We start from the raw sequence: 14,846 nt of genomic DNA, 5'->3' as shown, positions 1-14,846 counted from the left end.
ACTGATATAGGCGGAAGTTTAAGGAAAGCCGCGGGAACGTGCCCGGTTTTGTTTTTTGGGCCGGCCCGAGATTTTCAGAATAGGAGCTCATATATGTTCGCATTTTTATGGATTGCGGTTTTGTGCGGAATCATTTTATTGGTATATATGCGGTATGAAGCATCCATGAACAGGCTGATCACACACGAGTTTTGTGTGGATGCCTATCCGGACGGGCAGGAACCGTGCACGTTTTTTTTTATTTCCGATATCCACAGGCGGAAAATCCACCCCCAAATCGTGGAAGAGGTGCTTGGCAAGGCGCGGTTTACCATCATCGGCGGCGATTTGCTCGAAAAAGGAGTGCCACTTGGCAGGGTGGAAGAAAACTTGCGCCTGCTGAAAAAAATCGGCCCCGTTTTCTTTGTGTGGGGAAATAATGATTATGAGATTGATGCGGAAAAACTGAACGGAATTTTTTCCGCATCGGGCGTCCACTCGCTGCGGAATACGGCGTATTTTCTCCATCTAGGTGGGGAAAAGCGGATTGCGCTGATCGGTGTCGATGATTTAACGATGGAGCAGGAGAATCTCGATGAAGCGCTCGAACAAGTGCAGCCGGATGATTTCCGGATTTTAATCAGCCATAATCCGAAAATGGTTTACCAGCTCCACGAATTGGACCATATCCATGTGATGTTAAGCGGCCATACGCACGGCGGTCAGATCCGCCTTTTCGGAATTAGCAGGTACAGGAGCGGTGGCGTAAGAAAAATCCGCAACATGATCCACTTAACAAGCAACGGTTACGGCACCACCCTTGTTCCGCTGCGACTCGGCGCGAAGCCGGAAACGCATTTAATTACAATTAAAAGCAACCGCGGTTCAAGCGGCCTATGAACCTTCTTTCCCCCACTACATACTATATTGGTAAGAGCCGTATGCAGGGGGCGGAAAAATATGAAACTCGAACGGATTTCATCCAACAAAATTAAATACTCCATTTCGTTTGATGAGTTGACGGAACGCGGCATCCTTGTAAATGACCTGGATTCGCCCGTTTGGAACCATTTATTTGATGAAATGCTTGAATTGGCGGATGAGGCATACGATGTTGGCGGGAGCGAAATGCTCTCGATCGAAATATATTCTTTGAGTGTCCATGAAATGGTATTAATTTTGACTTTGGGAGAGGAGGACGAGGCAACATCCGGACGGGATTGGTTTGATGAAGACAACCCGCTGCAGGAAGACGTGTACTGGTTTCAATCCATTGAAGAGGTCATTGCGCTGGCACGATTTTTAAAAAATGTGGGCCAAATCGCCGAAACAAGCCTTTATTGTTTTGAGGAACGTTATTATCTGCTTGTTGAACCTGGGGCAAAAATGGCGCCGTTTTTCCTTGAATACGGGGAACGCGCGAGGATTTCCCCTTTTATGGTACGGGAATACGGCCTTGCAGTGTTTGAAAACGGCGCGCTCCACAGGATCCTCGAGCATTTCCGGTAAACGGCCGGCGTGCATTTGCGGTTTTCATTCGCAAATGAAAGTTGTATACTAATTTTAAAAGCAGATATTTCTTATGTATCTAGGAGGTTTGCGATAATGGCAGCCGATAAGGGTGCAGATCACCAAACAACGGAAGCAAGTCGAGATGTGCTAAAATCAACACAGACAATTATCCATGAGGCTCTTGAAAAGCTTGGATACCCTGAAGAAGTATATGAACTTTTAAAAGAGCCGATTCGCATGTTAACGGTGAAAATTCCCGTCAGAATGGATGACGGTACGGTTAAAATTTTTACGGGGTACCGCGCGCAGCATAACGATGCGGTCGGACCGACAAAAGGCGGCGTCAGGTTCCACCCGGATGTCACGGAAAACGAAGTAAAAGCTTTGTCCATCTGGATGACATTGAAGTGCGGTATCGTCAATCTGCCTTACGGGGGAGGAAAAGGCGGTATCGTCTGCGACCCGCGCAAAATGTCTTTCCGCGAACTGGAAAGCTTGAGCCGCGGTTATGTCAGGGCGATCAGCCAAATCGTCGGCCCGACAAAAGACATTCCGGCACCGGATGTGTTTACGAACTCGCAAATCATGGCCTGGATGATGGATGAGTACAGCCGGATCGATGAATTCAACTCGCCGGGGTTTATTACGGGCAAACCGCTTGTGCTCGGGGGCTCGCACGGCCGTGAATCGTCAACGGCCAAAGGGGTGACTATCTGCATCCGTGAAGCGGCGAAGAAAAAAGGCATAGAATTAAAAGGCGCCAGGGTTGTGATCCAAGGTTTCGGCAATGCCGGAAGCTTCCTTGCAAAGTTCATGCATGATGCCGGAGCAAAAGTAATCGGCATTTCGGATGCTTACGGCGGGCTGTATGACCCGAAAGGCCTTGATATCGACTATTTGCTGGACCGCCGCGACAGTTTCGGGACGGTTACGACGCTGTTCAAAAATACGATTACAAACAAGGAACTGCTCGAGCTGGACTGCGATATTTTGGTTCCGGCGGCCATTGAAAACCAAATTACTGAAGAAAATGCCCATAATATCCGGGCGCAAATTGTGGTAGAAGCGGCAAACGGCCCAACCACGCTGGGGGCTACCGAAATTTTAACGAACCGCGGCATCCTGCTTGTGCCGGATGTGCTTGCATCGGCCGGCGGCGTAACGGTTTCGTATTTTGAGTGGGTACAAAATAACCAGGGGTATTACTGGACGGAGGAAGAAGTCAATGAGAAGCTTGAAAAAGTTCTTGTCCAGTCGTTCGATACGGTTTACAAAACCGCCCAGTTCCGCCGGGTAAATATGCGCCTTGCCGCTTATATGGTCGGCGTGAGGAGGGTGGCGGAAGCCTGCAGATTCAGGGGCTGGATTTAAAAGGATGCGCACGTAAAATCTCCTGTCGTGAAACGGTGGGAGATTTTTCAATGGGTGGCCTTTCATGTTGCGGCCGCTTCAGGGGGAAACTTTTTTACATATCGACAGTTTTCGTGAAAGGGATGAGGAAATATGCAGAAAGAAGATTGTATCATTATCGGGGGCGGCCCGTGCGGATTGGCAGCCGCCATAAGTTTACAGGGAATCGGGAAAAATCCGCTTGTCATCGAAAAAGGGAATATTGTGAATGCCATTTACCATTATCCAACGCACCAAACATTTTTCAGCTCAAGCGACCGGCTTGCGATCGGTGATGTGCCGTTTATTACAGAAAACTTAAAACCGAAGCGCAACCAGGCGCTCACGTATTATAGGGAAGTGGCGAGGCTGAAACAGCTCCGCATCAACCGGTTCGAAAAAGCGGAAAGCGTGGAAAAGCAGGCGGACGGAAATTTTGTTGTAAAGACTTCGAAAAATGAATATGAAACACCTTATGTGATCGTTGCAACCGGGTATTACGACAACCCGAACATGATGGATGTGCCGGGGGAAAATTTAAGTAAAGTGTTCCACTATTTCAAAGAAGCGCACCCGTTTTTTGACACGGATGTCGTTGTCATCGGAGGGAAAAACTCGGCCGTTGATGCCGCTATTGAGTTGAATAAGGCGGGGGCGCGCGTAACGGTCCTGTACCGCGGGGACAAATATTCTGAAAGCATTAAGCCGTGGATTTTGCCGGAATTCGACTCGCTGATCCGCCACGGGAAAGTGAAAATGGAATTCCGCGCGAATGTAAAAAAAATCAAAGAACACAGCGTAGTTTATAAAGCGGGCGGGGAAGAAAAGGAAATCAAAAACGATTTTGTGTTTGCGATGGTTGGTTATCATCCAGACCATTCTTTTCTGCGTGGAATGGGCGTCGAAATCGATCCGGAAACGGGGCGGCCGCAATACCGGGAAGACACGATGGAAACAAATGTCGAAGGGATTTTCATTGCAGGCGTCATTGCGGCGGGAAATAATGCCAATGAAATTTTTATCGAAAACGGACGTTTCCACGGCGGCCTGATTGCTGAAGCGATTCGGGCGCGGGAAAATGTTTAACCGGCCTTTTGTGCCGGAATGGTTTTTCCGGGGCCGGTGTTTCTTTTCCAATCTTTTCGTGTTACGATAAAGATAACACATTAACGGGACGCGGAAACACGATTCCTTAAGAAAAGAGAGGTTGGTTATGCTTGTCCTTTTATCAGCCGGCATCGCCCCCGGGTTTGCCCTGCTCTGTTATTTTTATTTGCGGGACCAGTTCGAACCGGAGCCGATTCTTGCTGTAGCCAAAGCTTTTTTGTACGGTGCGCTCGTAACGCTGCCGGTGATGTTCGTCCAGTTTGTCATCACGCACGAAAACTGGCTTTCGGGCAGTCTCCGGTATGCCTTTTTCCATTCCTCTTTGCCCGAAGAATTTTGCAAATGGCTGATTTTGGCAATCATTGTATTTTATAACAGGGAATTTACTGAACCATTTGACGGAATTGTATACGGCGTCAGCGTTTCGCTCGGTTTCGCCACGATTGAAAACATCTTGTCGCTGTTTTCAGGCGGGGTGTATCTTGCATTTGGCCGCGCATTGCTTCCGGTATCAAGCCATGCTTTATTCGGAGTCATCATGGGTTATTATTTAGGAAAAGCAAGGTTTTCACCGCACAAAAAAGGGTGGCTGTTCCTTTCTTTTGCCCTGCCGTTTACATTGCACGGCTTTTATGACTTGATCATGCTTACCCAGCAAAAATGGCTGTATTACATGATCCCGTTTATGTTCGGGCTCTGGTGGCTCAGCCTGAAAAAAGCAAAGCAAGCGCACAGCCTTTCCGCCCAGCATTTTGCGCAGGAAGCTGCAGGAACGCAGCAAACTTTATAATCTTTTTGGAATTTCTCTGTTTCTTATTTACGGTTGATGATCGCTTTCCGCGGTCTTATCCAGGCCTCCTTGCCCGTACTTCACTGCGGGGTTTCTTCTTGCCCGCTTTTCCTGCAGGAGTCTCGTAAATTCCGCGATCATCAACAAGGTCAATTACCTATTCATCATACATAACTTAAAAGGGGTGTCCTTGGTCAGTTACTGACTTTGGGACATCCCTTTTTAATTTTCCGGCAGGATACCAGCCGTACAAAAGCTTTTGCATAAAATTCCCGCATTCTCCAAAAACTACGGTTAATTCTTCACCAATTTTGGGGGTATGCGGAATGAAATACAACGGCTGTATGAAATTCCTGATCGTGCTGGCGGCTATGGCAGCGCTTTATACTGCCGGAAGTGCAGAGCCAGCATACGCATTCACGGATCAGGTTATCCAAAAAGGGGCGGTTGGGGACGATGTGATTGAACTGCAGGCGAGGCTGCAATATATAGGTTATTACAGGAGCGCCATTGACGGTGTTTTCGGATGGAGTACATACTGGGCTCTGAGAAATTTCCAGGCGGCTTTCGGGCTTCCGGTCGACGGGCTGGCGGGCGACCGAGTCAAAGCAAAACTCGTGAAAGCATCGAAATATGACGCCGCTTACGTGAAATCCATGGTCAACAGCGGTAAAAAATTTACGTATTACGGCGGTGCGAAAAAACAAACTTCAAACATGTCCGTAAATAAAGCCGCCACAACATCCAATGTGCCGAACGGCTTTTCGCAAAACGATATCCGCCTCCTGGCTCAGGCCGTTTATGGCGAAGCACGCGGCGAACCGTATGAAGGGCAGGTGGCGGTGGCGGCGGTCATCCTGAACCGGGTCGACAGCCCGTCTTTTCCGAACACGATTTCCGGCGTCATTTTTGAGCCTGGCGCATTTACGGCTGTTTCCGACGGGCAGATTTGGCTGACGCCGAACGATACGGCGAAAAAAGCCGCCTTGGATGCAATCAACGGCTGGGACCCGTCGGGAAATGCGCTTTATTATTTTAATCCCGCGACTGCAACGAGCAAGTGGATCTGGTCGAGGCCGCAAATTAAGCAAATTGGCAAACATATTTTCTGCAAGTAAGGGGGATCAAACATGGCAAAACGGATATTGATCGTTGTACTGGCCCTTGGGCTTGCGGGGACGGCGGCCTGGGCTTACAAGGAGCACCGCGATAAGCAGGCGGTTTTATTGAATGCCGAAAATACGTACCAAAGGGCATTTCATGATCTTACTTATAAAATGGATCTGCTTCACGATGAAATCGGCAACACGCTCGCGATGAATTCGCAAAAATCGCTTTCGCCGGCATTGGCGGAAGTGTGGCGCCTGACATCGGAAGCGCATGCCGATGTCGGCCAGCTGCCTTTGTCGCTGCTTCCGTTCAATAAAACGGAAGAGTTCCTGGTCAATATCGGGAACTTCAGCTACCGGACAGCCGTGCGCGATCTGGACAAAGAGCCGTTAACAGACAAAGAGTATGCTTCGTTAAAAAAATTGTATGCGCAAAGCCGTGATATTCAGGATGAATTGCGAGATGTCCAGAAAAACGTCCTGCAAAACAATTTGCGCTGGATGGATGTCGAGCTGGCGCTTGCCACCGGGAAGGAAGCGAAGGACAATACGATTATCGACGGGTTTAAGACGGTGGAAAGGACGGTTAAAGGCTACGACAATGCAGACTTGAACAGCCCTTCTTTTGCGAACTTCCAAAACCGCGATGATAACTATAAACATTTACAAGGCAGGATGGTCAGCAAAAAAGAAGCAATTGAAACAGCCAAAAACTATGCGGGCATCAAAAACACCCGGTCCGCTGAAGCGAAACCGAATGAAAAAGGCGCGCATTTTTCCTTTTACAGCGTATCGCTGAAAGACAAAGACGGTCATGAAATTACCGCCGACATCACGAGAAAAGGCGGATATCCGATCTGGTTTTTTCACAAGCGCACGATCGGCAGACAAAACATTAGCTTAAACGAAGCATCGCAAAAAGCCGCCCAATTTTTAAACAAGCACCATTTTGAGAAAATGGAGATGTTTGAAAGCTCGCAATATGATAACATAGGTGTCTTTTCCTTTGTTGCGAAACAAGGTGATGTGCGGATTTATCCGGAAACGGTTAAAATGAAAGTGGCGCTTGACAATGGACAAGTCGTCGGGTTTATGGCCGATGACTTTCTAAGGAGCCATCAAAAACGGGTCATTCCAAAGCCAAAAATCAGCGAAAAAGAGGCGAGAAGCCGTGTAAATCCGAAGCTTAAGGTAATGGAAAAACGTCTTGCCATCATCACGGGCGATTTAAACCGTGAAGTACTTTGCTATGAATTTTTGGGCGTATTGAATGATGATACGTACCGGATTTATATCAATGCCGAAAACGGGGACGAAGAAAAAGTGGAAAAGCTGAAAGATACGGAAAGGACGTACGGCAAGTCCATTTAGCCATTGCCCGGCAAATTCGGCCGGGCTTTTTTGGCGGAAGAATCATCGGCAAGTGAATTTCTCAACAAAAAACATGCAAAAAATGGTACAAAATGGCCCCGCCTATGTCATAATAAAATTGGAATCGTTTAGAAGGGGTTTTGGAACATGTTAAAAGTCGGGATGCCATTGGCGCTTGAGGACAAAGACACAGGCAGGAAATACAGATGCAAAATAGCCGACATCCGGGACGGGGGCATCTATATTGATTACCCGATCGACGTGGAGACGAACCGGATCGTATTTTTGTTAATCGGGCAGGCGCTGTTCGTGGAATTTGTTTCGGATAACCGGATTGCCTACCGTTTTTCGGCAAAAATCACCGGCAGGGAACTCGGCAATATCCCGATGCTCATTTTATCAGAACCAGCTCCGGAACAAATCCGTAAAATCCAGCGCCGGCAGTATGTCAGGGTGGATGCGGCGCTCGATATCGCGCTCCGCTTTCCCGAATCCAATATTAAAATGACAGCGGTAACGAAAGATATCAGTTCTGGGGGCTGCGCCGTCTACATTCCGGAAGGTGTACGGCTCAGGGAGAATGAAGAGGGGAAAGCGCTGCTCGTACTGCCGATGAAAGACGGCCATGTGTACCTGAAAATGTTGATTTCCGTCGTCCGGCTTTTTGAAAGCAGCGGCAAACCCGTGGTATCATTAAAGTTCCTTGATACGACCGCCTTGGACAGGCAGCGCATTATGCGGTTCTGTTTCGAACAGCAGGTGGAGCTGCGTAAAAAAGGATTTGCCGGATAACAAATATGTTTCATGGATAGGAGGATTCCCCATTTTATGGTACACTATAAAAGGGTGTAACCTTTTATCCGTTGCCCCAGCGGCAAATGGTCATGCTACAGCAACAAGAGAGAATAGGGTGAATTCGTTGTATGAAGAAAATCAATATTGCCATCGACGGTCCCGCAGCGGCCGGGAAAAGTACGGCGGCAAAAAAAGTTGCCGAGAAATTGAATTATATTTACATTGATACAGGGGCTATGTACCGGTCACTTACATACAAAGCGCTTGAGAACGGGGTTGATGTGGAAGATGGCAAAGCGCTTGCGGAACTTTTGTACAGGACCGAAATCCGCCTCATGTCCGGGGAGTGCGGCCAGGTTGTTTTCGTCGACGGAGAAGACGTTACCGGAAAAATCAGGGAAAGGGAAGTGACGAATTCAGTTTCCGCCGTTTCAAAACACCGCACCGTCCGGGAAGAAATGGTGAAGCGTCAGCAGGCACTTGCCAAAGGCGGCGGTATTGTCATGGATGGCAGGGATATCGGCACGAGAGTTTTGCCGGATGCCGAATTGAAAATTTTCCTGCTTGCCAGTGTCGATGAGCGTGCGGAAAGGCGCCATGCCGAAAATTTGGCGAAAGGAATCCCTTCCAACCTCAACGAGCTGAAACGCGAAATTGAGGAGAGGGACAGGCTTGATTCGGAGCGTGAAGTTTCGCCGCTGTGCAAAGCGAAGGACGCCGTCGAACTGGATACGACCCATCTGGGCATTGAAGAAGTTGCGGACAAAATCCTTGAATTGGCGCGGGAAAAAATTGCCCAATAAACGTGCAGCTTCTTTGCTTGACAAAATGCAAAATTTGTTAGAAATTTTATAGGAAAGAGTTTCTTTTTGAATAATACGAATTTAATTTGAAAAGAACGGGTATATTCAATTGTAGTTGAAGCGCCGGATAAGGAGGAAGTACATATGTCAGACGAAATGAATGAAATAGAAGTAAGGTCCCTCTCCGTAGGGGACAAGGTCAAAGCGGCCGTGGTCAGAGTGGAAGAAAAACAGGTGCTCGTTTCCATTGAAGGAAGCAAAGTGGACGGCATCATCCCAATCAGCGAGCTTTCCAATCTCCATATTGAAAAAGCCTCGGATGCCGTAAAAGAAGGGGACGAGCTGGATCTTGTCGTCACGAAAGTGGAAGAGGACGCCGTCATTCTTTCGAAACGGAAATACGATGCCGAAAAAGCCTGGGATGAGTTAAAGGAAAAATTTGAAAACCAGGAAATCATAGAAGCGGAAGTGAATGAAGTTGTAAAAGGCGGCCTTGTTGTTGACCTCGGCGTACGTGGCTTTGTCCCGGCTTCCCTCGTGGAAGACCATTTTGTGGAGGACTTTTCCGATTATAAAGGGAAAACGCTGTCCTTTCTCATCGTTGAATTGGATGAGGAAAAAAACCGGCTGATTTTATCGCACCGTGCCGTTGTCGAAAAAGAAAAAGAAGAAAAGCGGCAGGAAGTGCTTGACCATCTGGAAGCCGGGCAGGTTTTGGAGGGGACCGTGCAAAGGCTGACGAGTTTCGGCGCTTTTGTCGATATCGGCGGCATTGACGGGCTTGTGCATATTTCCCAGCTTGCCCATGAGCGGGTGGAGACCCCGTCCGACGTTGTAAAAAAAGGGGAAACCATAAAAGTAAAAGTGCTGTCGGTTGACCGTGACAACGGGCGGATTTCACTTTCGGTCAAAGAAACGCTGCCGGGCCCGTGGGAAGGTATCGCGGAGAAAGCGCCGAAAGGTATTGTCCTTACCGGCACCGTAAAGCGCCTTGTTTCCTTTGGGGCGTTTGTTGAAGTTTTCCCTGGTGTTGAGGGATTGGTCCACATTTCGCAAATTTCCCACAGGCATATTTCCACCCCGCATGAAGTGCTGAAAGAGGGGCAGCAGGTCAAGGTCAAAGTGCTCGATGTAAACGAAAAAGATCACAGGTTGTCATTAAGCATCAAAGAACTGGAACAGGCGGATACAGAGGCGGATTACGATCTTCCTGAAGAAAATACCGGCTTCCAGCTCGGTGATGTGGTCGGTGACCAGTTGAAAAAATTTAAACAGTAAAAAAGAGTGCGCAACGCACTCTTTTTTACTGCCTTTTGCGCGCTTCTTCCGGGCTTTCGAGACGGGTTGCCCCGGCGTAATGGAACGCCTGGTCGCGGTCGCTTTCCACCCGTCCGCTTTTACGTAGTTTTTTCTCCTGGCGGTCTTTGCCCATAACACTCACCCCCGCTTATAGTATGGCTAAAAAATCATCAATGTTGCGATTAGTCCGGCGCAATCTTTCCCATAATGGAAATAAAAGGAGGTGCGCCATGGACGGTTCGCTTTTTTTGGGCATCATGTGGGGAATTTGGATTTGGGCGACATTTTTGCTGGAAAAAGGGCACCCTTTGAGACTTACGTCCGCTGTCCTTTCTTTGTTTTTCATTATTGCTTTTCCTTACCAATTGTCGGTGGGCGGCTTAAAGCTGCAATGTCCTTTAGCCGTGATGCTTGCTGCAGGGTACTTATTTTTGGCGCGGTTTTCAGGTTTTGCGCTTTTTTACCGGCTCGCTGGCGTATGGATTGTTATGACGGGCTATGCGGGGCTGCTTTTGTTTGAAATGTATGATCCGGTATGGATTTTGGCGGACCGCACATTTTGTTACAGCATTTTATTGTTTATCCTCGTGCACCTGATTTTTGATTCGCCGCTTACCGGCATTGCAACCGCTGTGATCGGGACGGCGCAGGGGGAAATCATTTACTCGCTGATTTTGATGAAATGGGGCTTTTCCCAGACGGCCGGCGCGCCTCCGTACTTGGATATGATTGGATTGTTTCTTGCCTTCCAATGCGGATGGGGAATGTTTAACCATTGTTTCAATGCTTTATCCGGAAAAGTGGGTGCGAAAAAAGAAAAACAGGGTTAGTTTATTGTCGTATTGCCTGGGCGGGAAAATATTGTTAAACTACTAAAGTTGATATTGTTTGCGAAATGAGACAGAAAGGGTGAATCATGTGGCAAAACCGGTTGTGGCAATTGTTGGGCGCCCGAATGTGGGAAAATCGACCATTTTTAACCGCATTGTCGGCGAAAGGGTTTCCATAGTGGAAGATGTCCCGGGAGTGACGAGAGACCGCATTTACAGCTCAGCTGAATGGTTGACCCATGAATTTAATATTATTGATACAGGTGGCATCGATATCGGGGATGAACCGTTCCTCGACCAGATCAGGCAGCAGGCCGAGATCGCCATACAGGAAGCGGATGTCATTATTTTTATCACAAGCGGCAGGGAAGGCGTCACTTCAGCTGATGAAATGGTGGCAAAAATTTTATATCGTTCGAAAAAGCCGGTTGTGCTGGCCGTCAACAAAATTGACAATCCCGAAATGCGTGCGCAAATTTACGATTTTTACGCATTGGGCTTCGGCGACCCGTTCCCGATTTCCGGCGCGCACGGCCTCGGGCTCGGCGACCTGCTCGATGAAGTTGTCAAGCATTTCCCGGAAAAAACCGATGAGGATTACGGCGAGGATGTGATTAAATTTTGTTTTATCGGCAGGCCGAATGTCGGGAAATCGTCTTTGTTTAATGCAATCTTAGGGGAAGAACGCGTCATCGTCAGCGACATCGAAGGAACAACAAGGGACGCTGTCGATACCGTCTATACTTATGAGGGCCAGACTTATGTTATGATTGATACAGCGGGTATGCGCAAAAAAGGGAAAGTCTATGAAAACACGGAAAAATACAGCGTGCTGCGCGCATTAAGGGCAATTGAACGGTCGGATGTGGTCTGCGTTGTGCTGAACGGTAAAGAAGGGATCCGCGAACAGGACAAGCGGATTGCGGGATATGCCCATGAGGCCGGCCGGGGCGTGATCATTGTTGTGAATAAATGGGATGTCGTCGAAAAAGATGAAAAAACGATGAATCAGTTCACGGAAAAAATCCGAGACCATTTCCAGTTTCTCGATTATGCGCCGGTCATTTTTGTGTCGGCAAAGACGAAAAAGCGTCTCAACCAGTTATTTCCGCTGCTCCAGACGGTCAGCGAAAGCCATGCGATGCGCGTACAGTCGAGCGTGTTAAATGAAGTGATAGCGGATGCGGTGGCAATGAACCCGACCCCGACAGATAAGGGGCGGAGGCTGAAAATTTTTTATGCGACGCAAGTGTCTGTCAAACCGCCGACGATCGTTGTCTTTGTTAATGATCCCGAACTGATGCATTTTTCCTATGAGCGGTTTTTGGAAAACCGTATCCGCGATGCATTCGGGTTTACCGGAACGCCGATCAGGATCATTACCCGCGCGCGCAAATAAAAAAGAAGAAGGTGTTTCTTTTGTCAAACGATAAAGTGATCGCAGTGCTCGGGGCGGGCAGCTGGGGAACTGCCTTGTCCATCGTTTTGGCCGACAACGGTTATCGGGTCAGGCTGTGGGGCAATAAAAAAGAGCAAATTGACGAAATTAACCGTACCCATATGAACGCGTTTTATTTGCCGGGGATCGAGCTTCAGCCCGAAATTAAAGGGTATTTTTCGCTGGATGAAACGTTAAAGGGCCTTGATACCATTGTGCTTGCCGTGCCGACAAAAGCGATCCGCGATGTTTGCCGGCAGATTGTGGAAGTGCGGAAAATGCCGCTTTCCATCATTCACGTCAGCAAAGGGATAGAGCCGGGTTCGCTGATGCGCATTTCCGAAATGATTGAGGAAGAAATCCCGGAAGCGGTCCTTCAAGATGTGACTGTTCTCTCCGGACCGAGCCATGCCGAAGAAGTCAGCCTGCGCCATCCGACAACCGTAACCGTTTCGTCGAAAAAGATGCAGGCCGCCAAAAAGGCGCAGGATATTTTCATGAATTCTAATTTCCGGGTATATACGAATCCGGACATCATCGGGGTCGAAATGGGCGGCTCATTGAAAAATATTATTGCGCTTGCCGCCGGGATTTCGGACGGCCTCGGTTACGGCGACAATGCGAAAGCGGCCTTGATGACGAGGGGGCTTGCGGAAATCGCCCGGCTCGGCACGAAAATGGGCGCAAATCCTCTAACGTTTTTGGGGCTTGCCGGGATCGGAGACCTGATCGTTACATGTACGAGCGTGCATTCACGCAACTGGCGGGCCGGCAATATGCTCGGCAAAGGAAAAAAACTGGATGATGTGCTAAACAGCATGGGCATGGTGGTTGAAGGTGTCCGGACGACGAAGGCCGCCTACCAGCTCGCCCATAAATTTAATGTAAAAATGCCGATTACAGATGCCCTCTACCATGTTTTATTTGCGGATCTCAATCCGAAAGAAGCGGTTGACCATTTAATGGGGCGTTTGAAAAAGCATGAAATGGAAGATTTAATGGACATGCTCGATGAACAGTTCCAAGGTTGATAGCTTGCCGTTGCATGGACGGAAGTAGGCTTTCTTATGATGCCAAGAAGGCCATGCATGCATATTCTTTAAGGAAAATGAAAAAGCTTTAAACTGGCAGGCTGGGTATTTGTCATTTTTTTGCCGGAGCGCATGTATTTGTTGCCCCGGCTTTTGTTTTGCCGCCAATTATTGGAAAATTTGAAAACTTATGATATAATGTCCGCAAAGTTTTACGGAAAAATGGCGGTATTTGTAAAATGCAAAGGGGGGGGTAATTTTGTCACGGGGGATGGCAAACATGTGGATCTCGCTTTTCGGCATGGGTCTCTTCTTTTTGGCCATGGTCATGATCATGGCCAGCAGGTACAAGCTGAAATCAAGTGTGATGAAATGGGCAGCAGCGGCCTTGGCTTATGCGTGTCTTGCTGTCGGCGGCCTGATCATGGCCTATATCGTGCTGAGCGGGCCGGCAAATTAGATCCGGAGGGGGGATGGTTTTTGGGATTTAAGAAACTGCTTTTGGTGTTATCGGCGGCATTTTTTTGCGCTTTTTTAGGCGGCTGTCTGTATCCGCAGGCAGAAAAGGCGGGAAGCGGGATCCTGGATGATGCGCAGCTTGCAATGGTGCAGAAAGCGGTCGAAGAGTACCGGAAAGATAACGGCGGCCTGCTTCCGATCATAACGAAGGGGCAAAATACGCCGGTTTACCAAAAATACCCGATTGATTTTAACAAGCTGAAGGCGCCGAAAAACTATTTGCCGGAACCGCCGGCAAACGCCTATGAAAGCGGAGGAACCTTCCAATATATTATTTTTGATCCGGAAAAAAAGCCTACGGTGAAAATTTATGACGTCCGCATTCCGGATAAAATAAGAGAACTGCAGATCAGGATTGCTTCCCAAGGTTACCCGCCGTTTAAAAAGGAGATTGCAAGAAACGTATACACCTTGGATTTTAAAAAACTGGGCTACAAAAAAGCCCCATATGTCGTATCGCCGTATACGCACCAAAAACTTCCGCTTGTCATTACGGGAAAAGGGGAAATCTATGTCGATTACCGGAGGGATCTAGCCAAGGCTTTAAAAAGTAGCAAACGCCCTTTTAAAAAGGGAGAGGATATCCGTGTGCTTTTAACGGAGGGATCCCCTTACGTTCCCGCATATTCCCTTCCTTATACAGTCAATGAAAAAAATGAGCCGGTATTTATGGCAAATTAGTCATAACCCTTTCTTCTGCCAATATATTGTTAGAGAAAGGGTTTATTTTTTTACGGGTTATGATCATGATTACATCCCGCTGTTCACAAGGTATTTTAAAGCGGAATCCGTGGGACTCCTGCGGGAAAAGCGGGCCGGTCGAGTCCCCGCAACGAGATGCGCCGGATGGGGGGATCGGACCGCCCGTAGAAAG

The 14,846-nt window shown here is 48.2% G+C and carries 16 protein-coding genes; 15 read left to right on the top strand and 1 reads right to left on the bottom strand.

The window, feature by feature from the left end:
* Positions 1 to 93: 93 nt before the first annotated feature.
* The 10 genes from BpJC4_RS02615 (at position 94) to rpsA (ending at position 10,133) form a co-directional block, all read left to right on the top strand.
* Positions 94 to 879 (top strand): metallophosphoesterase, encoded by a 786-nt coding sequence (locus BpJC4_RS02615; RefSeq protein ID WP_151679482.1) that lies wholly within the window; start codon positions 94 to 96, stop codon positions 877 to 879.
* 60 nt (positions 880 to 939) lie between these two features.
* Positions 940 to 1,488, top strand: a complete 549-nt coding sequence (locus BpJC4_RS02610; protein ID WP_151679481.1) for an adaptor protein MecA — start codon at positions 940 to 942, stop codon at positions 1,486 to 1,488.
* 96 nt (positions 1,489 to 1,584) lie between these two features.
* Positions 1,585 to 2,862, top strand: coding sequence for a Glu/Leu/Phe/Val family dehydrogenase (locus BpJC4_RS02605; protein ID WP_151679480.1), 1,278 nt, complete (start codon positions 1,585 to 1,587; stop codon positions 2,860 to 2,862).
* A gap of 132 nt (positions 2,863 to 2,994) precedes the next feature.
* Positions 2,995 to 3,966, top strand: a complete 972-nt coding sequence (locus BpJC4_RS02600) for a YpdA family putative bacillithiol disulfide reductase (protein ID WP_151679479.1) — start codon at positions 2,995 to 2,997, stop codon at positions 3,964 to 3,966.
* A gap of 127 nt (positions 3,967 to 4,093) precedes the next feature.
* The gene (gene prsW / locus BpJC4_RS02595; protein WP_151679478.1) at positions 4,094 to 4,777 is read left to right on the top strand and encodes a glutamic-type intramembrane protease PrsW; all 684 of its coding nucleotides are present in this window, start codon (positions 4,094 to 4,096) and stop codon (positions 4,775 to 4,777) included.
* A gap of 371 nt (positions 4,778 to 5,148) precedes the next feature.
* Positions 5,149 to 5,895: a spore cortex-lytic enzyme gene (gene sleB / locus BpJC4_RS02590; protein WP_253693369.1), complete on the top strand. Its 747-nt coding sequence runs from the start codon at positions 5,149 to 5,151 to the stop codon at positions 5,893 to 5,895.
* 12 nt (positions 5,896 to 5,907) lie between these two features.
* On the top strand, positions 5,908 to 7,257 hold the full coding sequence (gene ypeB / locus BpJC4_RS02585; protein ID WP_151679476.1) for a germination protein YpeB: 1,350 nt from the start codon (positions 5,908 to 5,910) through the stop codon (positions 7,255 to 7,257).
* Between the two features lie 147 nt (positions 7,258 to 7,404).
* Positions 7,405 to 8,049: a flagellar brake protein gene (locus BpJC4_RS02580; protein WP_151679475.1), complete on the top strand. Its 645-nt coding sequence runs from the start codon at positions 7,405 to 7,407 to the stop codon at positions 8,047 to 8,049.
* A 131-nt stretch (positions 8,050 to 8,180) separates the two neighbouring features.
* The gene (cmk, locus tag BpJC4_RS02575) at positions 8,181 to 8,855 is read left to right on the top strand and encodes a (d)CMP kinase (protein WP_151679474.1); all 675 of its coding nucleotides are present in this window, start codon (positions 8,181 to 8,183) and stop codon (positions 8,853 to 8,855) included.
* 144 nt (positions 8,856 to 8,999) lie between these two features.
* Positions 9,000 to 10,133 (top strand): 30S ribosomal protein S1, encoded by a 1,134-nt coding sequence (gene rpsA / locus BpJC4_RS02570; protein ID WP_151679473.1) that lies wholly within the window; start codon positions 9,000 to 9,002, stop codon positions 10,131 to 10,133.
* 25 nt (positions 10,134 to 10,158) lie between these two features.
* On the opposite strand, the gene BpJC4_RS02565 is transcribed toward rpsA, so the two are convergent.
* Positions 10,159 to 10,287, bottom strand: coding sequence for a YpzI family protein (locus BpJC4_RS02565; RefSeq protein ID WP_151679472.1), 129 nt, complete (start codon positions 10,285 to 10,287; stop codon positions 10,159 to 10,161).
* A 97-nt stretch (positions 10,288 to 10,384) separates the two neighbouring features.
* Between BpJC4_RS02565 and BpJC4_RS02560 the strand changes: the two genes are divergently transcribed.
* The 5 genes from BpJC4_RS02560 to BpJC4_RS02540 all read left to right on the top strand — a co-directional run bounded on the left by BpJC4_RS02560 (position 10,385) and on the right by BpJC4_RS02540 (position 14,653).
* Positions 10,385 to 10,984 (top strand): YphA family membrane protein, encoded by a 600-nt coding sequence (locus BpJC4_RS02560; RefSeq protein ID WP_151679471.1) that lies wholly within the window; start codon positions 10,385 to 10,387, stop codon positions 10,982 to 10,984.
* A gap of 88 nt (positions 10,985 to 11,072) precedes the next feature.
* Positions 11,073 to 12,383 (top strand): ribosome biogenesis GTPase Der, encoded by a 1,311-nt coding sequence (gene der / locus BpJC4_RS02555; protein WP_151679470.1) that lies wholly within the window; start codon positions 11,073 to 11,075, stop codon positions 12,381 to 12,383.
* A 20-nt stretch (positions 12,384 to 12,403) separates the two neighbouring features.
* A complete protein-coding gene (locus BpJC4_RS02550) occupies positions 12,404 to 13,453 on the top strand; it encodes an NAD(P)H-dependent glycerol-3-phosphate dehydrogenase (RefSeq protein WP_151679469.1) in 1,050 nt (349 codons plus the stop codon).
* Positions 13,454 to 13,712: 259 nt separating this feature from the next.
* Positions 13,713 to 13,913 (top strand): DUF2768 domain-containing protein, encoded by a 201-nt coding sequence (locus BpJC4_RS02545; RefSeq protein ID WP_151679468.1) that lies wholly within the window; start codon positions 13,713 to 13,715, stop codon positions 13,911 to 13,913.
* Between the two features lie 20 nt (positions 13,914 to 13,933).
* Positions 13,934 to 14,653, top strand: a complete 720-nt coding sequence (locus BpJC4_RS02540; RefSeq protein WP_151679467.1) for a YphF family lipoprotein — start codon at positions 13,934 to 13,936, stop codon at positions 14,651 to 14,653.
* Positions 14,654 to 14,846 lie beyond the last annotated feature (193 nt).

This window comes from Weizmannia acidilactici (assembly GCF_008974185.1).
GTDB lineage: Bacteria > Bacillota > Bacilli > Bacillales > Bacillaceae_C > Weizmannia > Weizmannia acidilactici.
Note: the sequence above shows the minus strand (reverse complement) of the source record. Positions and strands in the feature narration are given on the sequence as shown.

Excerpts from the sequence above, each read along its gene's own strand:
- BpJC4_RS02605 (WP_151679480.1), top strand. The coding sequence starts at position 1,585 with ATGGCAGCCGATAAGGGTGCAGATCACCAAACAACGGAAGCAAGTCGA.
- cmk (WP_151679474.1), top strand. The coding sequence starts at position 8,181 with ATGAAGAAAATCAATATTGCCATCGACGGTCCCGCAGCGGCCGGGAAA.
- sleB (WP_253693369.1), top strand. The coding sequence starts at position 5,149 with ATGGCAGCGCTTTATACTGCCGGAAGTGCAGAGCCAGCATACGCATTC.
- BpJC4_RS02610 (WP_151679481.1), top strand. The coding sequence starts at position 940 with ATGAAACTCGAACGGATTTCATCCAACAAAATTAAATACTCCATTTCG.
- BpJC4_RS02565 (WP_151679472.1), bottom strand. The coding sequence starts at position 10,287 with ATGGGCAAAGACCGCCAGGAGAAAAAACTACGTAAAAGCGGACGGGTG.
- prsW (WP_151679478.1), top strand. The coding sequence starts at position 4,094 with ATGCTTGTCCTTTTATCAGCCGGCATCGCCCCCGGGTTTGCCCTGCTC.
- BpJC4_RS02580 (WP_151679475.1), top strand. The coding sequence starts at position 7,405 with ATGTTAAAAGTCGGGATGCCATTGGCGCTTGAGGACAAAGACACAGGC.
- ypeB (WP_151679476.1), top strand. The coding sequence starts at position 5,908 with ATGGCAAAACGGATATTGATCGTTGTACTGGCCCTTGGGCTTGCGGGG.
- rpsA (WP_151679473.1), top strand. The coding sequence starts at position 9,000 with ATGTCAGACGAAATGAATGAAATAGAAGTAAGGTCCCTCTCCGTAGGG.
- BpJC4_RS02560 (WP_151679471.1), top strand. The coding sequence starts at position 10,385 with ATGGACGGTTCGCTTTTTTTGGGCATCATGTGGGGAATTTGGATTTGG.
- BpJC4_RS02600 (WP_151679479.1), top strand. The coding sequence starts at position 2,995 with ATGCAGAAAGAAGATTGTATCATTATCGGGGGCGGCCCGTGCGGATTG.
- BpJC4_RS02615 (WP_151679482.1), top strand. The coding sequence starts at position 94 with ATGTTCGCATTTTTATGGATTGCGGTTTTGTGCGGAATCATTTTATTG.